Annotated in this window: 18 protein-coding genes; 9 read left to right on the top strand and 9 right to left on the bottom strand. The window is 68.4% G+C overall.

Annotated elements, in window-relative coordinates; all coding sequences use genetic code 11:
• Positions 1–167 precede the first annotated feature (167 nt).
• Positions 168–950 (bottom strand): thiol:disulfide interchange protein TlpA, encoded by a 783-nt coding sequence (gene tlpA, locus V5F59_RS23580; protein WP_393978685.1) that lies wholly within the window; start codon positions 948–950, stop codon positions 168–170.
• A gap of 16 nt (positions 951–966) precedes the next feature.
• On the opposite strand from tlpA, the gene argH reads away from it, so the two are divergent.
• From argH to lysA, 3 genes are all read left to right on the top strand, one after another.
• A complete protein-coding gene (argH, locus tag V5F59_RS23575) occupies positions 967–2358 on the top strand; it encodes an argininosuccinate lyase (RefSeq protein WP_393978683.1) in 1392 nt (463 codons plus the stop codon).
• 98 nt (positions 2359–2456) lie between these two features.
• Positions 2457–2768 (top strand): LPS translocon maturation chaperone LptM, encoded by a 312-nt coding sequence (gene lptM / locus V5F59_RS23570; RefSeq protein WP_393978681.1) that lies wholly within the window; start codon positions 2457–2459, stop codon positions 2766–2768.
• 78 nt (positions 2769–2846) lie between these two features.
• A complete protein-coding gene (gene lysA / locus V5F59_RS23565) occupies positions 2847–4115 on the top strand; it encodes a diaminopimelate decarboxylase (protein WP_393978679.1) in 1269 nt (422 codons plus the stop codon).
• Positions 4116–4128: 13 nt separating this feature from the next.
• Here lysA and mutS read toward each other — a convergent pair whose 3' ends face one another.
• From mutS to V5F59_RS23550, 3 genes are all read right to left on the bottom strand, one after another.
• Complete coding sequence (gene mutS / locus V5F59_RS23560) at positions 4129–6912, bottom strand: DNA mismatch repair protein MutS (protein WP_393978677.1); 2784 nt, start codon at positions 6910–6912, stop codon at positions 4129–4131.
• A 182-nt stretch (positions 6913–7094) separates the two neighbouring features.
• Positions 7095–8030 (bottom strand): zinc metalloprotease HtpX, encoded by a 936-nt coding sequence (gene htpX, locus V5F59_RS23555; protein ID WP_393978675.1) that lies wholly within the window; start codon positions 8028–8030, stop codon positions 7095–7097.
• 100 nt (positions 8031–8130) lie between these two features.
• Complete coding sequence (locus V5F59_RS23550; protein WP_393978673.1) at positions 8131–8337, bottom strand: hypothetical protein; 207 nt, start codon at positions 8335–8337, stop codon at positions 8131–8133.
• A 497-nt stretch (positions 8338–8834) separates the two neighbouring features.
• Here V5F59_RS23550 and fae point away from each other — a divergent pair, with 497 nt between their 5' ends.
• Positions 8835–9341, top strand: a complete 507-nt coding sequence (fae, locus tag V5F59_RS23545) for a formaldehyde-activating enzyme (RefSeq protein ID WP_393978671.1) — start codon at positions 8835–8837, stop codon at positions 9339–9341.
• Between the two features lie 191 nt (positions 9342–9532).
• Here the strand turns inward: fae and V5F59_RS23540 are convergent, their stop codons facing one another.
• The 3 genes from V5F59_RS23540 to V5F59_RS23530 are packed head-to-tail and all read right to left on the bottom strand — an operon-like array spanning position 9533 to position 11578.
• Positions 9533–10537 carry a YVTN family beta-propeller repeat protein gene (locus V5F59_RS23540; protein ID WP_393978669.1) on the bottom strand — a complete coding sequence of 335 codons (1005 nt, stop codon included), beginning with the start codon at positions 10535–10537 and terminating at the stop codon, positions 9533–9535.
• Positions 10537–11073 (bottom strand): SRPBCC family protein, encoded by a 537-nt coding sequence (locus V5F59_RS23535; RefSeq protein WP_393978667.1) that lies wholly within the window; start codon positions 11071–11073, stop codon positions 10537–10539. Before V5F59_RS23535 ends, V5F59_RS23540 begins: the two co-directional genes overlap by 1 nt.
• Before the next feature lie 43 nt (positions 11074–11116).
• The gene (locus V5F59_RS23530; RefSeq protein WP_393978662.1) at positions 11117–11578 is read right to left on the bottom strand and encodes a DUF3280 domain-containing protein; all 462 of its coding nucleotides are present in this window, start codon (positions 11576–11578) and stop codon (positions 11117–11119) included.
• A 231-nt stretch (positions 11579–11809) separates the two neighbouring features.
• On the opposite strand from V5F59_RS23530, the gene pedA1 reads away from it, so the two are divergent.
• From pedA1 to V5F59_RS23505, 5 genes are all read left to right on the top strand, one after another.
• Positions 11810–13039, top strand: a complete 1230-nt coding sequence (gene pedA1, locus V5F59_RS23525; RefSeq protein ID WP_393978660.1) for a lanthanide ABC transporter ABC transporter substrate-binding protein PedA1 — start codon at positions 11810–11812, stop codon at positions 13037–13039.
• Between the two features lie 41 nt (positions 13040–13080).
• Positions 13081–14094 carry a YVTN family beta-propeller repeat protein gene (locus V5F59_RS23520; protein ID WP_393978658.1) on the top strand — a complete coding sequence of 338 codons (1014 nt, stop codon included), beginning with the start codon at positions 13081–13083 and terminating at the stop codon, positions 14092–14094.
• A gap of 37 nt (positions 14095–14131) precedes the next feature.
• Positions 14132–14923 carry a lanthanide ABC transporter ATP-binding protein PedB/LutE gene (gene pedB, locus V5F59_RS23515; RefSeq protein WP_393978656.1) on the top strand — a complete coding sequence of 264 codons (792 nt, stop codon included), beginning with the start codon at positions 14132–14134 and terminating at the stop codon, positions 14921–14923.
• Positions 14924–15005: 82 nt separating this feature from the next.
• A complete protein-coding gene (pedC, locus tag V5F59_RS23510) occupies positions 15006–15797 on the top strand; it encodes a lanthanide ABC transporter permease protein PedC (RefSeq protein WP_393979743.1) in 792 nt (263 codons plus the stop codon).
• Complete coding sequence (locus V5F59_RS23505; RefSeq protein WP_393979741.1) at positions 15797–16426, top strand: hypothetical protein; 630 nt, start codon at positions 15797–15799, stop codon at positions 16424–16426. The genes pedC and V5F59_RS23505 overlap by 1 nt, the downstream gene beginning before the upstream one ends.
• 49 nt (positions 16427–16475) lie before the next feature.
• Here the strand turns inward: V5F59_RS23505 and V5F59_RS23500 are convergent, their stop codons facing one another.
• A complete protein-coding gene (locus V5F59_RS23500) occupies positions 16476–17348 on the bottom strand; it encodes a quinoprotein dehydrogenase-associated SoxYZ-like carrier (protein ID WP_393978654.1) in 873 nt (290 codons plus the stop codon).
• 130 nt (positions 17349–17478) lie between these two features.
• Positions 17479–18012: a PQQ-dependent catabolism-associated CXXCW motif protein gene (locus tag V5F59_RS23495; protein WP_393979739.1), complete on the bottom strand. Its 534-nt coding sequence runs from the start codon at positions 18010–18012 to the stop codon at positions 17479–17481.
• Positions 18013–18057: the final 45 nt, after the last annotated feature.

Genomic DNA, 18057 nt, shown 5'->3' with positions numbered 1-18057 from the left:
TTGCAATAAATTTGTGTGAAGCACGCACGCAAAGGCGCAGAACGCCGGAACAAAGTACCGCCATGCGCATGGAGCCAGCATCCCCCGATGCCGGGGCGACTATGGTTACAGAAAGTTGCGGGAGACTTAAGCGTGGCACATGGCGTGTGCGATGCACGCTCCGGCTTTCAGTTCGGCCGGGATACAACCCCAGAACGCGTGACCTCTGCCGCGGCCTTCACGAAGGCCTGCGCCTCCTCGCTGGCCCACTCGGCCGGCCCGGCAAGATAGGCAAGCTCGCAGCCCGAACGGTCGACGATGAGGGTGGTGGGCAGACCGACGCCGCGACCGACACCGCGCAGCGCCTGGAAGGTCTTGGTGGCGGGGTCGGTGAAGAAGGCAAGGTGCGACACGCCGATCTCGGAGAGGAAGGCGCGGGGCTTCTCCGGACCCTTGGTGTCGAGATTGATGGCCACCACCTGGAAATCCGGCCCGCCGAGAGTCCCCTGGAGGCGGTCGAGGGATGGCATCTCCTTGCGGCAAGGCACGCACCAAGTGGCCCAAAGGTTAACCAGCAGCAGCCGCCCCTTGAAGTCGGCAAGGCTCACCGGCTTGCCTTCCGCGTCGGCGAAGGTGAGCGGTGGCAGGCGGCGCGGTTCCGTGGCCACTGCCATGGCCGCGATCTCCCCCTTCGCCAGCCCCTTCAGTGAAGCGGCGGCCTCGACCGCGCCCTTGCACGCCTGATCCGTCGCGGCGGCGGCAGCAGGGACGGCACCGGCGGTTTGCACGGCCGGTGCATTGCCGTGGAGCCGGTTCATCCCGTATAGGGCGAGCGCGCCGGCCACGGCGCCCGCCGCCGTCGCCAGCGCGATCAGGCCGATCGTCCCGAACCTCCCGCCGCGTCCGCCGGCAGGGGGGACAGGGGCGGTCTCGTCGTCACGGGTCGCGAGGGGCTGGTCGGCTTTGGTCATCACCGGAGGGTCCGTCATGAGCAACAAGATGTGGGGCGGCCGCTTCTCATCCGCCCCCGATGCCATCATGGAGGAGATCAACGCCTCCATCGGCTTCGACCAGCGTCTTTATGCGCAGGACATTGCCGGTTCCAAGGCGCACGCGAAGATGCTCGCGGCCCAGGGCATCGTGGCGGCGAAAGATGCCGAGAAGATCACCAAGGGTCTAGACACGATCCTGTCAGAGATCGAGGCGGGCAAGTTCACCTTCCGGCGCGAGCTGGAGGACATCCACATGAACGTGGAATCCCGGCTGGCAGAGCTCATCGGCGCGCCAGCGGGCCGCCTTCACACCGCCCGGTCGCGCAATGATCAGGTGGCCACCGACTTCCGCCTCTATGTGCGCGACACGGTGGATGCTCTCGACACCCAGCTCGCCGACCTGCAGCGGGCGCTGGCCGAGAAGGCCCTGGCGCACGCCGCCACCGTGATGCCCGGCTTCACTCATCTCCAGACCGCCCAGCCCGTCACCTTCGGCCACCATCTGATGGCCTATGTGGAGATGGTGGCGCGTGATCGCGGCCGCCTCGCCGATGCGCGGAAGCGCCTCAACGAATGCCCGCTGGGCTCGGCGGCACTGGCCGGCACCTCCTTCCCCATCGACCGCGAGGCCACCGCGAAGGCGCTGGGCTTCGACCGGCCCACGGCCAATTCGCTGGACGCCGTGTCGGATCGCGACTTCGTGATGGAGACCCTCTCGGCCGCCTCCATCTGCGCGGTTCACCTCTCGCGCTTCGCGGAGGAAGTGGTGATCTGGACCTCGCCGTCGTTCGCGCTGGTGAAGCTTTCGGACGCCTTCACCACCGGCTCGTCCATCATGCCGCAGAAGCGCAATCCCGACGCCGCCGAGCTGGTGCGCGCCAAGGCCGGGCGCATCATCGGTGCGCTCACCGGCATCCTGGTGGTGATGAAGGGCCTGCCGCTGGCCTATGCCAAGGACATGCAGGAGGACAAGGAAGGCGCGTTCGACGCCTTCTCGGCCCTCTCCCTCGTGGTGGCGGCCGCCGCCGGCATGGTGCGCGACCTCGTGCCCGACGAGAAGCGCATGGAGAAGGCGGCAGGCCAGGGCTACTCCACCGCCACCGACCTCGCCGACTGGCTGGTGCGGGCGCTGAACATTCCCTTCCGCGAGGCGCATCACATCACCGGGCGCATCGTCGCGCTGGCGTCCGAGCGGGGCATCGCGCTGCACAAGGTGCCGCTGGCGGACATGAAGGCGGTGGACAAGCGCATCACCGACGACGTGTTCTCCGTGCTCTCGGTGGTCCGCTCGGTCCGCAGCCGCATGAGCTACGGCGGCACCGCACCCGCCCGGGTGCGAGCGCAGGCCCGGCGCTGGCTGAAGCGTTTGGGCGACACGCCGGCGTGAACTTTCGTCCCCGCCACCCGTGGGGCGGCGGGGGGCTCGCCTTTGCTGCGGCGCGGGCTATAGTGGCGGCGAATTTTTCAGGAACGGCTCAGCCCGCGATGCGACCCCTTCGACTTCTCCTGGCCCTCGGCGCCACCCTGGCCGTCGCCGCGTGCGGCGTGAAGGGCCCGCTGGAGCCGCCGCCGGGCGCCCACGTCGCTGCCCCGCCGCCGAAACAGTCCGCCGCCGCCACCTCGGACGGGTACGTCGCTCCCAAGAGCACGGCGGACCTCATCAATTCGGCCACCCCGACGGCGGAGTGGGCGAAGAAGAAAAGCTCGAGCTCCGGCAGCGGCGCCGGCAGCAGCGGTACCCTGCTCCAGGGCGTGGACCGCCCGAAGCAGCCTTTCATCCTCGACGGCCTGCTCTGACACGCCGTTTCTGACCCTGGCCGTCTCCGGGCCGGCCCTCAAGGGCGCCGGGGCGGCGTCCCGGACCGCCCCGATCCCATGCATCATTTCGACTATCGCAACGGCCGCCTGTTCGCCGAGGACGTGGACCTGATCCCCCTCGCCGGAGAAGTCGGCACGCCCTTCTATTGCTATTCCACCGCGACGCTGGAGCGGCACTACCAGGTTTTCATGGACGCGTTCGCGGGGCGCGACGTGCTCCTGTGCTACGCGCTGAAGGCCAATTCCAACCAGTCGGTCATCTCCACCCTCGCCCGCCTCGGAACAGGGGCGGACATCGTCTCCGCCGGCGAGCTGATGCGCGCCCGTGCGGCAGGCGTGCCGGGGCAGCGCATCGTCTTCTCCGGCGTCGGCAAGACGCGGGATGAGATGGCGGCGGCGCTCGATGCCGGCATCCTCTGCTTCAACGTGGAGAGCGAGCCGGAGCTTGCGGCCCTCTCCGAGGTGGCCCTGTCCAAGGGGGTGAAGGCCCCGGTTTCCATCCGCGTCAATCCGGACGTGGATGCGAAGACCCACAAGAAGATCTCCACCGGCAAGTCGGCCACCAAGTTCGGCATCCCCATCTCCCGCGCCCGGGAAGTGTACGACAACGCCGCACGGCTACCGGGTCTCGCCATCACCGGCGTGGACATGCATATCGGCAGCCAGATCACCGACATGGCGCCGTTCGCCAACGCGGTCACGCTGCTGGCGGAACTCGCCCGCGACCTGATGGCGGCCGGCCACAAGCTGCACCACATGGACCTCGGCGGCGGCCTCGGCGTGCCCTACGCGGCCTCCGATCCCGTGCCGCCGGCGCCGAAGGCCTATGCGGAGGTGGTGACGCAGGCGCTGGGCGATATCGGCCTGCCTCTGGTGTTCGAGATGGGGCGCATGCTGGTGGCGAACGCCGGCATCCTCGTCACCCGCGTGATCTATGTGAAGCAGGGCGAGGGCAAGACCTTCGTGGTGGTGGATGCCGCCATGAACGACCTGATCCGCCCCACCCTCTATGATGCGCACCACGATATCATCCCCGTGGCCGAACCCGCGGCGGACGCGCCGCTGCGGGTGGCGGACGTGGTGGGCCCCGTGTGCGAGACCGGCGACTTCCTCGCTCTCGACCGGCCGCTGCCGGAGGTGAAGCCGGGGGACTTGCTCGCGGTGATGACGGCGGGCGCCTATGGCGCCGTGCAGTCCGGCACCTACAACACCCGCAGCCTCGTGCCCGAGGTGCTGGTGCGCGGTCCGCAGGCGGCGGTGGTGCGCCCACGCCTCGATCCGGCGGCCATCATCGCCCTCGACCGGACCGCGCCCTGGCTGAAGTGAGCCGGGGCAGCCGTCAGCGGCCCTGCCTCACCCCCTTCAGGCGATAGAGCGCGTCAAGGGCGGCGCGTGGGGTGAGCGCGTCCGGATCGAGATCGTCGAGCGCCGCGAGCACGGATTCCGCAACCGGATCCGCAGCAGAAGCAGCAGCGGGCGTCGCCTTCGGGTGGGCGGCGAACAAGGGCAAGTCGTCCACCATGCGCTGCACGGGCGAGGCGCGTTCCGCCGCTTCCAGCTCCGCCAGCACCGCCCGCGCCCGGGCAATCACCGCCTCCGGCAGGCCGGCGAGCTTCGCCACCTGGATGCCGTAGGACCGATCCGCCGCTCCCGGCACCACTTCGTGCAGGAAGATGACGTCGCCGTGCCATTCCGTGACCTTCACGGTGGCGTTGGAGAGGCGCTTGCAGCGCTGCGACAGCGCGGTCAGCTCATGGAAATGGGTGGCGAACAAGGCGCGACACCGGTTCACCTCGTGCAGGTGCTCCAGGCTCGCCCAGGCGATGGACATGCCATCGAAGGTGGCCGTGCCGCGGCCGATCTCGTCGAGGATGACGAGGGAACGCTCCGTCGCCTGGTTCAGGATGGCGGCGGTCTCCACCATCTCCACCATGAAGGTGGAGCGTCCACGGGCCAGATCGTCCGCCGCGCCGACGCGGGAGAACAACCGGTCCACCACGCCGATTCGCGCGGCCCGCGCCGGCACGAAGGCACCGGCCTGGGCCAGCACGGCGATCAGCGCATTCTGCCTCAGGAAGGTGGACTTGCCCGCCATGTTCGGGCCTGTGACCAGCACGATGCGCCCGTCGTCCGCGCCTTCGGGCGGGGAGAGGTCGCAGTCGTTGGGCACGAAGGGCCCACCTTCCCTCGCCAGAGCCTGTTCCACCACCGGATGGCGCCCGCCCGCGATGGCGAAGGCGACGCCTTCCTCCATCTGCGGACGCACATGGGCTTCGGTCACGGCGAGCTCGGCAAAGCCAGCGGTGACATCGAGGTCCGAAAGAGCGTCGGCAGCGGCGCGGATGGTGGCGGTATCCGCCACCACGGCCGCAGCGAGACGATCGAAGATGGCCTGCTCGAGCCCCAGCGCCCGCTCTCCCGCGCTGGCGATGCGGCTTTCCAGATCCCCCAGTTCCACCGAGGAGAAACGCATGGCCCCCGCCATGGTCTGGCGGTGAACGAAGATGGCGTTGTGCGGCGCTTCCCGCAGCCGGTCGGCGTTCTGGGCCGTGACCTCCACATAATAGCCGAGCACGGCATTGTGCCGGATCTTCAGCGAGCGGACGCCCGTCTCCTCGGCATAGCGCCGCTCCAGAGCCGCCACCACGCGCCGGCTTTCGTCGCGCAGGGCACGGGTGGAATCAAGCTCCGGGTCGTAGCCCTCCCGCACGAACCCGCCGTCCCGCCGGTAGGGTGGCAGGGCCTCCCCCAGCGCGGCGGAGAGGTCGAGCACCAAGGCGTGCGGCACCCGCGCCAGCGCCGCGGTGGCGCGAGCGATGTCGGCGGGCGGCTGGGGACCAAAGAGAGTCGAGAGGATGAGCGCCCCATCAAGCCCGTCGCGCACCGCGGCAAGGTCCCGCGGCCCGCCGCGCTGGAGGGCGAGGCGGGTGACGGCGCGGGCCATGTCGGGCGCGCGGGCGAGCTTTTCGCGGAGCTCCTTCCGGAGCGCCCCCTCCTCCGCGAGGAAGGCCACCGCGTCGTGCCGGGCGCGAATGGCGGCAAGGTCAGTCAGGGGCTCGGCGATGCGGCGGGCAAGCAGGCGCGCGCCCGCCGCCGTCACGGTGCGGTCCACCGCCGCCAGAAGCGAGCCGCGCCGCTCGCCGGACGTGGTGCGCACCAGCTCCAGGTTCGCCCGCGTACCGGCATCGATGGCCATGATGCCGCCTTCCGCCTCCTTCTGCGGGCGGGAGAGCAGAGGCTTGGCACCGAGCTGGGTGCGATCCACATAGGCCACCACCGCGGCGGCGGCGATCAGCTCGGCGCGGGAAAAAGCGCCGAAGGCGTCCAGGGCAGCGACGCCGAAGAAGTCCGCAAGCCGCTTCTCCGCTCCTGCACCGTCGAACGACTGGCGCGGCAGTGGCGTCACCGCCGGGAAGCTCTTCAGGAGGGCACGCAACTCGCCGTCATCCAGCAGCGCATCGGAGACGAGGATCTCCGCTGGCTCGATGCGGGCGAGGTCCCCGGGCAGGTCCGGCCGGCTCGTGGCCGCCACGCGGAAGGCGCCGGTGGACATGTCGGTGAAGGCGAGCGCATAGGCGAAGTCGTCCGGCCCGGAGCCGGCTCGCACCCGCGCGAGGGCGGCGAGCACATTCTCCCTGCGGGCGTCGAGCAAGGCATCCTCGGTGAGGGTGCCGGGGGTGACGAGGCGGGTGACGTCTCGCTTCACCACGCTCTTGGCGCCGCGCTTCTTCGCCTCGGCCGGATCCTCCAGCTGCTCGCACACCGCCACCCGGAACCCAAGGGCGATGAGCTTGTGCAGATATTCCTCGGCCCGCTCGATGGGCACGCCGCACATGCGAATGTCTTCGCCCAGGTGCTTGCCGCGTTTGGTCAGCACGATGCCCAGCGCCTGGGAGGCCTGCTCGGCATCGGTGAAGAACAATTCGTAGAAGTCACCCATCCGGTAGAAGAGCAGGCTGCCCGGATTGGCGGCCTTGATCTCCAGATACTGCGCCATCATGGGCGTGACCCGCTGGTCCTCCGCCTTCATGGCAGGGGCGGGCGCATCGGATGCGGCGGCAGCATCGTCGGCGACGTCTGGGGCAGCCGCGCGGGCTGGGGCATTGGCAGGGCTGGCGCTCATGGCCGCACGGTACCGGGCGGGGCCGGCAATGTCAGCGCGGGCCGAGCGGCGATCGACAGGAAATAAGGGAATTCCCGCAGGTTTTGGGCCCCTCGCGTCCGCCGCGCCGACGCCCGGTAAAGTCAGCGTCCGAACCGCCGCGCTGGAGACGGCCACCGTGCAGCGGGACTATGGTGGGTGCCTCAGCCCCAGGGGCCGCGGCGCTGCCCGCCCCACGGCGCGCCCGACGCCGGGCCGGGGGCGGCACCGGGCGGCGCATATCCGCCTCCCCCCATCCGCTGCGCCAGCTCTCGCAGCGCCGCGATCCGGTTCTCCACCGCCGGATGGGTGGAGAAGAGGTTGTCCATGCGCGCCCCGGACAGGGGATTGATGATGAACATGTGGGCGGTGGCGGGGTTGGATTCCGCCTCATAATTGGGCACCTGATGCGCGGTGCCGGAGATCTTCGCCAGAGCCGAGGCGAGCGTCATGGGCCGGCCCAGAATCTCGGCACCGCCACGGTCCGCCTCGTATTCCCGCGAGCGGGAAATGGCCATCTGCACGATCATGGCCGCAAGCGGCGCCAGGATAACCATGAGGATGGTGCCGATGGCGCCGAACGGGCTGCTGTTGTCCCGGTGCCCGCCACCGAACAGCAGGCCGAAATTCGCCAGCATGGAGATGGCGCCGGCGATGGTGGCGGTGATGGTCATGGTAAGGGTATCGTGATGCTTGATGTGCGCCAGCTCATGCGCCATCACGCCCGCCACCTCTTCTGACGTGAGAGTCTGCAGCAGGCCCGTGGTGGCCGCGACGGCCGCATGCTCGGGATTGCGCCCGGTAGCGAACGCGTTGGGCTGCGGATTGTCCATGATGAAGACGCGCGGCATGGGCAGTTCCGCCCGCCGGGCGAGCTCGCGTACCATGCGCACGAACTCCGGCGCGGTGGTCTCGTCCACCTCGCGTGCCCCGTACATGCGGAGCACCATCTTGTCCGCATTCCAGTAGCTGAACAGGTTCATGCCCGCAGCCACCACGAACGCGATCATCATGCCGCCGCGACCGCCGAGCGCGAAGCCAACCACCATGAACAAGGCGGTCAGACCGGCCAGCAGGATCGCGGTCTTCACGTAATTCATGCCTACCCTCCCGACGCCGGCATGCGTCTGCCGTTGCGCCACGCCTAGAGGATGGGCATGGGATCAAGGCGCCGCAAGGGCAGGCGGCGCGGACATGAGATCAGATATCGCGGAAGAGCCGGTTGCCGGGCACGCACTTCCAGCGCCCCACCTGCCACTGCGGATGCTCCTCGCTCCACTGGGCGATGGTAAACTGAGAAGACATCACGCATGCGGTGGGCGCAGTCGCCTCCACCGAGACGCTTATCCGCTCCTCGCGGCATGTGGTGGGCGCGTTGATCAGGCACGCGTAGAGCACAATGAACATGTCGAAAGCTTCCTCGATCTGGACGAGCCTGCCTTCCCTTTCGGTCTCCTTCCCCACCCGCCCCTTTCACAGGGGCAGTCCATTTACGTGCGAGATCGTTCTTGGCTCACGTTCCTCGCCACATGAAAAGAGAAAAGCAAAACAAGTGCCAGAAATGGTGAAACTTTAAGAGGGATCTAAGAGCCGCGCAGCCAAGCGGCCGGGATTACCTCTCTCCCACAGGGAGACATCTGACGATTGCCTCTGTTGTGACGGTAAAATGATCTTTCAACAGGAGCAAGGGACGCGCCATTCCGGGGCGCCTGGGCGTGGCAGCTGTTCGCACTTCGTGCGCCTTGCTGGCGGAGCCCGCCTCGGCTAGGCTCCGCGCGCTATCTGGTGAACCGGTTCGGCAAACAGCCGGGCGCTGACAACAAGGGTAGGCGGCACATAGGACCGCTATCCGGAATGTCTTCGGGAGCGGTCATCCCTGCTCGGTCTACGAGGGAGGACATAAGGTGGCTAAGATCAGCAAGGTTCTGGTGGGTGAAGCGCTTGTCGGCGACGGCAATGAAGTGGCGCACATCGACCTCATCATCGGCCCGCGCGGCAGCGCCGCCGAGACGGCGTTCTGCAACAGCCTGACCAACAACAAGGACGGCTTCACCTCGCTTCTCGCGGTGCTTGCTCCGAACATGCCCTGCAAGCCCAACACCATGATGTTCAACAAGGTGACCATCAAGGACGCGCGGCAGGCGGTGCAGATGTTCGGCCCGGCCCAGCGCGGCGTCGCCAAGGCGGTGCAGGATGCGGTCGCCGAAGGCACCATCCCGCTGGAAGAGGCTGACGACATCTTCATCTGCGTCGGCGTGTTCATCCACTGGGAAGCCGCGGACGACGCGAAGATCCAGCAGTACAACTACGAAGCGACCAAGCTCTCCATCGAGCGCGCCGTGACCGGCAAGCCCACGGCCAAGGAAGCGACCGATCAGCGCGATATCGTGAAGCACCCCTTCGCGGCCTAGAGCGGAAACCACCCTGGGCAGAGCGGCGACCCTCGGCCTCCTATGCCGAAGAGTCTGCTCCAGCGGTTGGCCGCCCTTTTTCTTGGTCGTTGAGGACCACAAAAATACGACCGGCGGTGAGGCCACCGCCGGTCGTTTTCATTTTTCCGGGCTGTCGTTGAAGCGCCAGACGCGCGATCCGGCTCCGGGCCTCAGGGCTGCCGACCCCTCCGGATGAAGGCGCCAAACGCCCGCGGGCCGTCCCCCACCGGCACGCTCGCCACGACCTTCAGGGTGCCGGTGTCGATGACCGAGAGGGAATTGTCGAACCAGTTCGCCACATAGACGAAGCGCCCGTCCCCCGAAGCCTCGGCGCCCTCGGGATATTCACCCACGGGGACGAGGCCCTTGATGGCGAGGCTCTCCACGTCGAACACGCTGACCGTTCCCGCATACTGGTTGGTGACGAAGGCGAGCCCCCCGGCGAGCGCCACCACATAGGGCCGCTCCCCCACCTTCACCGTGCCCACCACGCGGCGCGCCGGCACGTCGATGACGCTCACGTCATCCGAGCCCACGTTGGCGGTGTAGGCGCGCTTGCCATCCCCCGAGAGGGTGATGCCGAACGGGCGCTTGCCCACGGCAATGACCGCGACGCGGGTGAGCGATGCCGCATCGATGACGGACACGCTGTCGTCGTCCCGGTCGGCGGTGAGCACGAAAGCCCCGTCCGGCGTCACCGCCACCCCCGAGGGAGAAGCGCCGGCCGGCGCGGTGCGGATCGCTTCCGGATGGTCCGGGTCCACGACGAAGAGGCGGGCACCATACCAGTCCGCCACGTAGACGGGCTTTCCGACCGGCGCCACGGCGACGCCGAGCGGACCGCCCTTCAGCTCGATGTGCGAGACGACCCTGCGCGCAACCGTATCGATCACCGAGAGCGCCTTGTCTTCCGGACTGGTGATGTACGCCCGGGTCCCGTCCGCCGTCACGGCAACGCCCGCCGGCTCGCCCGGGATGGGGATGCGTGCGACGAGCCGGGGCTTCGCCTGCGGCGCTCCGGTGTCCGAGGGGCCGAGGTCCACGACCGCGACCTCGTTCGCCGGCTGGTTGGTGACGAAGGCTTCCTCGCCGCACGCCGGGGCGCAGAAGGCGGGCAAAAACGCCGGAAGGAGCGCGACGGCGGCGGCGCGCGCCGCCCTTGCCCGCAGCCCCATCAGGAGCCCTTTTCCAGCTTCGCCTTCAGTGCGTCGAGACCGCCGCGGTACACGCCGGTGACGGCGGCGATGGCCGCCTCGTCGCTCAGCTCCGGCGGCGGGTCATTGTTGGGATAGCCGCGATAGAAGGCGCCGCGCCATTCCACCTTGGAGTGGGTCGCGTCCACCGGAATGACGGTGATGGTCGAGGAGTAATTGGTGACGGGCAGAACTTTCACGTCCACTTGCTGGATACGGTAGGAATAGCTCTTCTGCTCGGGCTCAAATTTGTAGAGCACTTCCTCGATGGTGCCGCCCCCCTTGAGGGTCAGCTTGCGGGTGGCGTCCACCGCATTGCCGCCCTGGCCCTCGTTCTTCTCCACGGCCGGATGCCAGCTCATGTCCTGGAAATTGCCGATGGCCGCCCACACCTTGTCGGCGGGCGCATTGATATCCACCGTCTCGGTCACCTTCTTGCGGGTGGGGCCATGCGCGTCGGCCGCCACGGGAAGAAGGGCGACAGCCGCCGCAGCCATCGCAGCCATTAAAATCTTCATGAAAACGATCCTCCGATGGTTTGGCCCGTTCCTCGGGCCGTCTTCATTGCGGAAGCGCCGGCTGGCCCGACGCCAGAATGCGGTTCTTCACCAGGTAGCGCGTCCCGCGCAGCCAGGATTCATCCGTGTTTCCGCGGATGTCCACCTGCCCGGAACGCACCAGTTTTTCATTGCCGTCCACTTCCTTCACGATCAGCGTGAAGGTGAGGATGAGGTTGGACATCTTGCGCACCATGCCCAGCACCTCAAGGCGCGCGCCCGCCGACCTGGCGATGCCCTCCTCGCAGCCGTTGCATTTGTAGAAGGGGGCAAGCTCGTCGATCTTCGCCGCCTCGGCGGAAAGGTCCACCGGCGCCATCTCCCCGCTTTCCGTGAGGAGGCGCACCAGCTCGGCATTCACCAGCTTGATGCGCGCGTCCTGCTCGGACTTCACGGTTTCACGCGTGTCGAACGTGTCGTCGAAGAACTCGAAACCGAAGATCGCCGTCGGCACCGGAGCGGCCAAGGCTACGGTTCCCGTTCCGGCAATTCCCGGTCCGACGAGCACGGAAAAGAACAAGAAAACGTGCGCGAGCCGCATGATCGGGAACCTTTTCGTGCGCGCAGGGTGTCACAGCCGCACGGCGCGTGGCAAGGCAAGATCATCTTATTGTTTTCTTAGATCTATTCGATTGCCTCTGCGCGGGGATGGTGTCTAGATCTTCCCGGTTTTCTGCTTCGTGACTGCCCCCGCGCCATGGCGAACAAGCCCCTGCGTCACCTCCTGCCGGCTGCCGCGCTCGCGGCGGTTTTCGCCTTGCCGGCGCTGGCCCAGCCGGCGGCGCAGGACGCGGCCGCGCCGGTGGGTGAGCAGAAGCCGGTCGAGATCCGCATGGGCCTCCTCACCCGGCAGGTCCCGCCGCCCCCACTCTATGATCTTCTGGCAGTGCCGGAGGACGACGCGACGGCGGGCGCCGAGCTTGCCGTGAAGGACAACAACACCACGGGGCTTTTCACCGGCCAGACCTTCACGCTCGAGACCGTGACCCTCGGCGAGGACGAGGAGCCGGTGGAGGCCGCCCGCAAGCTGGTGGATGGGGGCCAGCGCCTTCTCATCGTGAACCTTCCGGGCGACGAGCTCCTGAAGGTGGCGGATGCCGTGAAGGACAAGGGCACGGTCGTCTTCAATGTCGGCGCCACGGACGACGCCTTGCGGCAGGAGGCCTGCCGGGCCAACGTGTTCCACGTGGCGCCGAGCCGCGCCATGCTCACCGATGCCCTCGCCCAGTTTCTCGCCGCCAAGCGCTGGACCAGGCTGTTCCTCATCGTCGGCCCGCAGCCGGCGGACCAGCTCTATGCCGAGGCGCTGCGCCGCTCGGCCAGGAAGTTCGGGCTCAAGATTGTCGCCGACAAGCCGTGGACCTTCGGCCCCCTCGGGCGCGACCGCTCCGACAGCATCACCCGTTCCGACGCTCTGGTGTTCAGCCGCGGGGTGGACGCCGATGTGATCGTGGTGGCGGACGAGGCCAACGACTTCGGCAACTATATTCCGTTCCGCACCTTCGAGCCGCGGCTGGTGGTGGGCACGCAGGGCCTCACCGCCTCCACCTGGCACCAGGCTCAGGATGCCTGGGGATCGGCCCAATTGCAGAGCCGCTTCCTGCGCTCGGCCTCCCGCACCATGCGCCCCACCGATTACCAGGCCTGGGTCGCGGTGCGCATGGTGGGCGAGGCCGCCACCCGGACCAAGGGGGGCGACGCCGCCACCATCGCCGGGTTTCTCAGGGGCCCCGACTTCAGCCTCGCGGCCTTCAAGGGCGTGCCGGTGAGCATCCGCCCCTGGGACCAGCAGCTGCGGCAGCCGCTGCTCATCGCCCAGCCCCTCGGCGTCGTCTCGGTGGCGCCACAGGACGGCTTCCTGCACCAGCGCACGCCGCTGGACACGCTCGGCATCGACGAAGGCGAGTCGAAGTGCCGGCTCAAATGAATGAGCGCGCGAAGCGCCGGAACCCTGGAGGGCCCGCCCACATGACCACCCTCGCTCCCCCGCGCCCTGCGCCCAGGGCGCTCGCCCGCCGCATCCTGCCGCTGCTGGCCGGCGCCGCGACCCTGATCGCCGCCGATGCGGCATCCGCCTACACGGTCTATGTCTCCAACGAGCGCGGCAATTCCGTCACCGTGATCGATTCCACCACGCTGGAAGCGAAGCAGACGGTGAAAGTGGGCCGCCGGCCGCGCGGCATCACCATGAGCCCGGACGGCAAGGTCCTCTATCTCTGCGCCAGCGACGAGCACGCGGTGCAGGCCATCGATCCGGCGACCATGAAGGTGACGCGCAAGCTGAAGTCCGGACCCGATCCGGAGCTGTTCGCGCTGCATCCCACCGGCAACCCGCTCTACATTGCCAACGAGGACGACAACCAGGTCACCATTCTCGACGTGGAGGCCAACAAGGTCATCACCCAGGTGCCGGTGGGGACCGAGCCGGAAGGCATGGCGGTCAGCCCGGACGGCGGCACGCTGGTCGCCACCTCCGAGACCACCAACATGGCCCACTTCATCGACACCAAGACCTACAAGATCATCGGCAACGTGCTGGTGGACGCCCGCCCGCGCTTCGCCGAATTCTCCTCGGACGGCAAGCGCCTGTGGGTCTCCGCCGAGGTGGGGGGCACGGTCTCCGTGATCGACCCGCAGACGCGGAGCATCATCAGGAAGATCACCTTCGCCATTCCCGGTGTCTCGAAGGAATCCATCCAGCCGGTGGGCGTGCGCCTCACCAGGGACGGCAAGACCGCCTTCGTCGCCCTCGGCCCGGCCAACCGCGTGGCGGTGGTGGATGCCGAGACCTTCGAGGTGCAGAAGTATCTGCTCGTCGGCCAGCGGGTCTGGCAGCTCGCCTTCACCCCTGACGAGAAGCTGCTCTTCACCACCAACGGCAATTCCAACGACGTCTCCGTCATCGACGTGCCGGAGCTGAAGGTGGTCAAGTCCATCAAGGTCGGCGGTGCCCCATGGGGCGTTGTGGTCTCGCCGCAATAGGTGCCACTCTCGCATCTGGCAGGGCTTTCGAGGTGGCATGAACGAGATGGATGCGCCTGCGCTCGAGATTGACCGGGTGAGCCACGCCTTCGGCAAGAGGCGGGCCCTGGACGACGTGTCGCTCACGGTTCCGGCGGGCCGCTTCGTCGCGCTGCTGGGGCCGAACGGAGCCGGCAAGACCACCCTCTTCTCCCTCGCGACGCGGCTCTACACCACCCGCGAAGGGCGCGTGCGCATCTTCGGCCACGACCTGGCGCGGGAGCCCTCCGCGGCGCTGGCCGAACTGGGCGTGGTGTTCCAGAGCCGCACCCTCGACCTCGACCTCTCGGTCCGCCAGAACCTCGCCTATCACGCCGCGCTGCACGGGCTGGCCGGCCGACCGGCCAGGGCGCGCATCGTCCATCTGCTCGCCCTCGTCGGCCTGGGCGAGCGGGCGGACGAGAAGGTACGCACCCTTTCCGGCGGTCAGGCGCGGCGGGTGGAGATCGCCCGCGCGCTCATCCATCGCCCGCGCCTGCTGCTGCTGGACGAGGCCACCGTGGGCCTCGACCTCGAATCCCGCTCCGCCATCGTCGCCATCGTGCGGCGCCTGGTGGAGGAGGAGCGCCTTGCCGTGCTGTGGGCGACCCACATCTTCGACGAGGTGCGCGCGGACGACGAGATCTACGTGCTCGACAAGGGCCGCATCATCGCCCACGGCACCGCCGGCGAGGTCACCGGCGCGCATCTCGCCCGGCCGAAGCCGGAGGACATGCCGTCAGGCGCCACCGCGGCGCTGGAAGCCGCCTTCCGCGCCATGATCGCCGCCCGCGCGGAGGACGCAGCATGAAGCGCCTTCGGACGAGGACCGCCGGATGAGCGAGGCAGCCCATCCCCACCGCCCTCTCGGTGCCGCCGGACATGCGGTGTGCATGTGGGGCATCATCAGCCGCGAGCTGCTGCGCTTCGTGCAGCAGAAGGAGCGCTTCCTCTCCGCGCTGGTGCGGCCGCTGGTGTGGCTCTTCATCTTCGCCGCCGGCTTCCGCAGCACCCTCGGCGTCTCCATCATCCCGCCCTACGAGACCTACGTGCTCTACGAGGTGTACGTGACGCCGGGCCTCGCGGTGATGATCCAGCTGTTCAACGGCATGCAGTCCTCCCTCTCCATGGTCTACGACCGGGAAGTGGGCTCCATGCGCGTGCTGCTGACGAGTCCCTTCCCCCGCTGGTTCCTGCTGCTGTCGAAGCTGGTGGCCGGCGTCGCCGTGTCGCTGGCGCAGGTCTACGTCTTCCTCGCCATCGCCCGGCTTTGGGAGGTGGACATCCCGCCCATGGGCTATCTCACGGCGCTGCCGGCGTTCGTGCTCACGGGGCTGATGCTGGGCGCCATCGGCCTCGTCATCTCCTCGCTCATCCGCCAGCTCGAAAATTTCGCGAGCGTGATGAACTTCGTCATCTTCCCCATGTTCTTCGCCTCCTCCGCCCTCTACCCGCTGTGGCGGGTGCGGGACGCCAGCGAGGCGCTCTACATCGTCTGCCTCCTCAACCCCTTCACCCATGCGGTGGAGCTGGGGCGCAACGCGCTCTACGGCGTGTTCGAACCCGTGTCCTTCACCGTCGTGCTCGCCACGGCCGTCATGTTCTTCGCCCTTGCCGTCATCGCCTACGATCCGGGCCGGGGGGTGATCGGGCGGCGGGGCGGCCCCAAAGGAGAAGCCTCGTGATGCGTCCATCCCGCATTGTCCCCCTTGGCTGCCTCATGGGGACGGCGCTGCTCCTGTGCGGTCCCGCGGCGGCGCAGCCGAAGCCCGATCCGGACTGGCCGTGCCCCCAGCGCAAGGCCCCGGAGCTCGACCTCGCGCAGGTGTGGACGGGGCCGGACCCGGCCTCAGCCGGCACCTGGACCGACGACCAGGACGCCGCCACCCTGGCACAGAAGCTCTCCTCCCGCCGCACCCGGTTCGAGGAGATGGACAGCCTGCTCGACGCCTTCGTGAAAGAGGCCGGAAACGAGGCCAACACGCGGCTGCTGCGGGTGATGGCAGGGGTCCACGACATCATCAGCTCCGAGCGCGCCCGCCTCATCCACGGCATCGAGCGCTACGCCCGCGGCCAGCAGCGCCTCGCCGACCGGGTCCGGCAGGAGGGCGACGAGCTCAGCAAGGCGAAGCCCTCGCCCGCCGCTCCGGAGACGCCGGAGACGAAGACGCTTCAGGAACAGCTGACCTGGGACGTCCGCATCTTCGACGAGCGCGCCAAGTCGCTCATCTACGTGTGCGAAACGCCGGTGCTGATGGAGCAGCGGGCCTATGAGATCGGCCAGAAGATCGCGGCGCACATGAAGGCGGGCTGAGGGGCCGCGCGCTGCGCCATCATCCGCAGGTCAGGGAGCGGCCGGCCGCTCAGCTGCCGCCGCCGGGAAAGGTCTTGGTGAAGACCTTGTTCTCCGTGTCCTCGGCCTTGACCGTCACCGGCTCTGCCGAGGCCCGATAGCTGAAGCGGAAGGTCGGGTCCTCGCTGATGGAGATCCCCCCCTCCATGGCGAAGACGAGCTTGTCGCCCTGGCGCACCTCCATTTCCCGCACGAACCAGGCAGGCGTATAGCCTCGGGTGTCCGGATCCATCTGCAGGCCGGAGAAATTGGGGTGGCGGATCTGCACCTGCGCCTCGCGCCGACCGGCCTCGGCGAAGGAGCGGAAGCGCATTTCGCCCAGATGCTGGATCGATTCGGCCGTGTCCTTGGTGGCCGGGGCGGAGCAGCCGCCCGCCGCTTTCACGAAGGCCTTGGTCATGTGGAGCGCGCCATCGCTCGTCTCCACCACGGCACGGACGTAGGAATAGGAATTCACGCGCACCCGGACCGAAATCGTGAAATCCTTGAGCCCCTCGCCCAGGGTGAAGCGACCCGCCATTGGCGCGGGGTTTTCATCCACCACCAGTGTCACCGCCTTCACCGTGCGCGGATCACCCGGCGGCAGGGCGATGGCGATGGAGATGGGCACCAGCGCCGCATCCTCCGCCCGGCCGGGCGCGGTGAGGGTGACGAGGCCAGCGGCATCGGCGATGGGCTTGCCGGGAAAGATGTCGGGCCGGATGGCGGCCCAGGTGGTCTCCTTCGGCTCGTCCGCGGCAACCCCCTGCGCCAGAGCCGCCGGAGCGAAAGCCGGCGCAACGAGGGGCGCGCTGGCGACAAGGGCAGCGACGATGAGGCGCGTGGGTAGGCCGGGGCGGGCCGTTGATCGGCGCGCGCCTGGGTGGGCGTTCGGATGGAGCATGGCGTTGCCTCCTGTTTTTTCGTGCCCGGCGGTGCCGGCCCCAGGGCTTTCTTCGCGAAGCATGAGCCGATCGGCACCGGCCGCAAGCAGATCGCGGAACCCGCGCTCCGCCCTGGGCTGGGAAACCGATTCACTGACCTGATTGACGCGATCCGGCTGGTGCCGGCTCCAGGGCGACAAGCGGCAGACCCGCCTCCTGCCACCCGTCGACACCATCGGGAAACCAGGACACGTTGCGATAGCCATCGTAGAGCGCGCGCTTGGCCGCGTTCCACGACATCCAGCACGCACGCTGGCAAAAGATGACGAGAGGCGCATTCACATCGCCGCGAGAGGCAGCGGCGAGCCCCGCGCGGAAGTAAGCCTCGGTCTCCGCATTGAGGGCGCCGAAGCCCGTGTTCACGAGCCAGACCGCGCCGGGAATGCTGGAATGGGGCGGATCGCGCCACACGGTGCCGGCCGGCAGGTTGGACGGGCGCGGCGGGCGTGGCAGGACGTCGATGAAGGCGACCCCACCAGCCTTCCACAAAGCAGCAGCCGCAGCCGCATCGATGACGCGCGCACCCTGAAGCGTCGCCGGCACGGGCGCACGATAGGCATCCATCCGATAGTCCGACGGCTCGGGCGGCGGCTCCGCCGCGCCGGCAGGCAGGAGGAGCGGCATGGCGAGCAGCGCACCAGCCGCGAGCCGGACCACCCCGCCCCGGAG

The organism is Xanthobacter nonsaccharivorans (genome assembly GCF_043194755.2).
Lineage (GTDB): Bacteria > Pseudomonadota > Alphaproteobacteria > Rhizobiales > Xanthobacteraceae > Xanthobacter > Xanthobacter autotrophicus_G.
Note: the sequence above shows the minus strand (reverse complement) of the source record. Positions and strands in the feature narration are given on the sequence as shown.

What these genes read in the sequence shown, in the direction of transcription:
- tlpA (WP_393978685.1), bottom strand. Translation starts at nt 950, where the DNA reads ATGACCAAAGCCGACCAGCCCCTCGCGACCCGTGACGACGAGACCGCC.
- argH (WP_393978683.1), top strand. Translation starts at nt 967, where the DNA reads ATGAGCAACAAGATGTGGGGCGGCCGCTTCTCATCCGCCCCCGATGCC.
- lptM (WP_393978681.1), top strand. Translation starts at nt 2,457, where the DNA reads ATGCGACCCCTTCGACTTCTCCTGGCCCTCGGCGCCACCCTGGCCGTC.
- lysA (WP_393978679.1), top strand. Translation starts at nt 2,847, where the DNA reads ATGCATCATTTCGACTATCGCAACGGCCGCCTGTTCGCCGAGGACGTG.
- mutS (WP_393978677.1), bottom strand. Translation starts at nt 6,912, where the DNA reads ATGAGCGCCAGCCCTGCCAATGCCCCAGCCCGCGCGGCTGCCCCAGAC.
- htpX (WP_393978675.1), bottom strand. Translation starts at nt 8,030, where the DNA reads ATGAATTACGTGAAGACCGCGATCCTGCTGGCCGGTCTGACCGCCTTG.
- V5F59_RS23550 (WP_393978673.1), bottom strand. Translation starts at nt 8,337, where the DNA reads ATGTTCATTGTGCTCTACGCGTGCCTGATCAACGCGCCCACCACATGC.
- V5F59_RS23540 (WP_393978669.1), bottom strand. Translation starts at nt 10,537, where the DNA reads ATGGGGCTGCGGGCAAGGGCGGCGCGCGCCGCCGCCGTCGCGCTCCTT.
- V5F59_RS23535 (WP_393978667.1), bottom strand. Translation starts at nt 11,073, where the DNA reads ATGAAGATTTTAATGGCTGCGATGGCTGCGGCGGCTGTCGCCCTTCTT.
- pedA1 (WP_393978660.1), top strand. Translation starts at nt 11,810, where the DNA reads ATGGCGAACAAGCCCCTGCGTCACCTCCTGCCGGCTGCCGCGCTCGCG.
- V5F59_RS23520 (WP_393978658.1), top strand. Translation starts at nt 13,081, where the DNA reads ATGACCACCCTCGCTCCCCCGCGCCCTGCGCCCAGGGCGCTCGCCCGC.
- pedB (WP_393978656.1), top strand. Translation starts at nt 14,132, where the DNA reads ATGAACGAGATGGATGCGCCTGCGCTCGAGATTGACCGGGTGAGCCAC.
- pedC (WP_393979743.1), top strand. Translation starts at nt 15,006, where the DNA reads ATGTGGGGCATCATCAGCCGCGAGCTGCTGCGCTTCGTGCAGCAGAAG.
- V5F59_RS23505 (WP_393979741.1), top strand. Translation starts at nt 15,797, where the DNA reads ATGCGTCCATCCCGCATTGTCCCCCTTGGCTGCCTCATGGGGACGGCG.
- V5F59_RS23500 (WP_393978654.1), bottom strand. Translation starts at nt 17,348, where the DNA reads ATGCTCCATCCGAACGCCCACCCAGGCGCGCGCCGATCAACGGCCCGC.
- V5F59_RS23495 (WP_393979739.1), bottom strand. Translation starts at nt 18,012, where the DNA reads ATGCCGCTCCTCCTGCCTGCCGGCGCGGCGGAGCCGCCGCCCGAGCCG.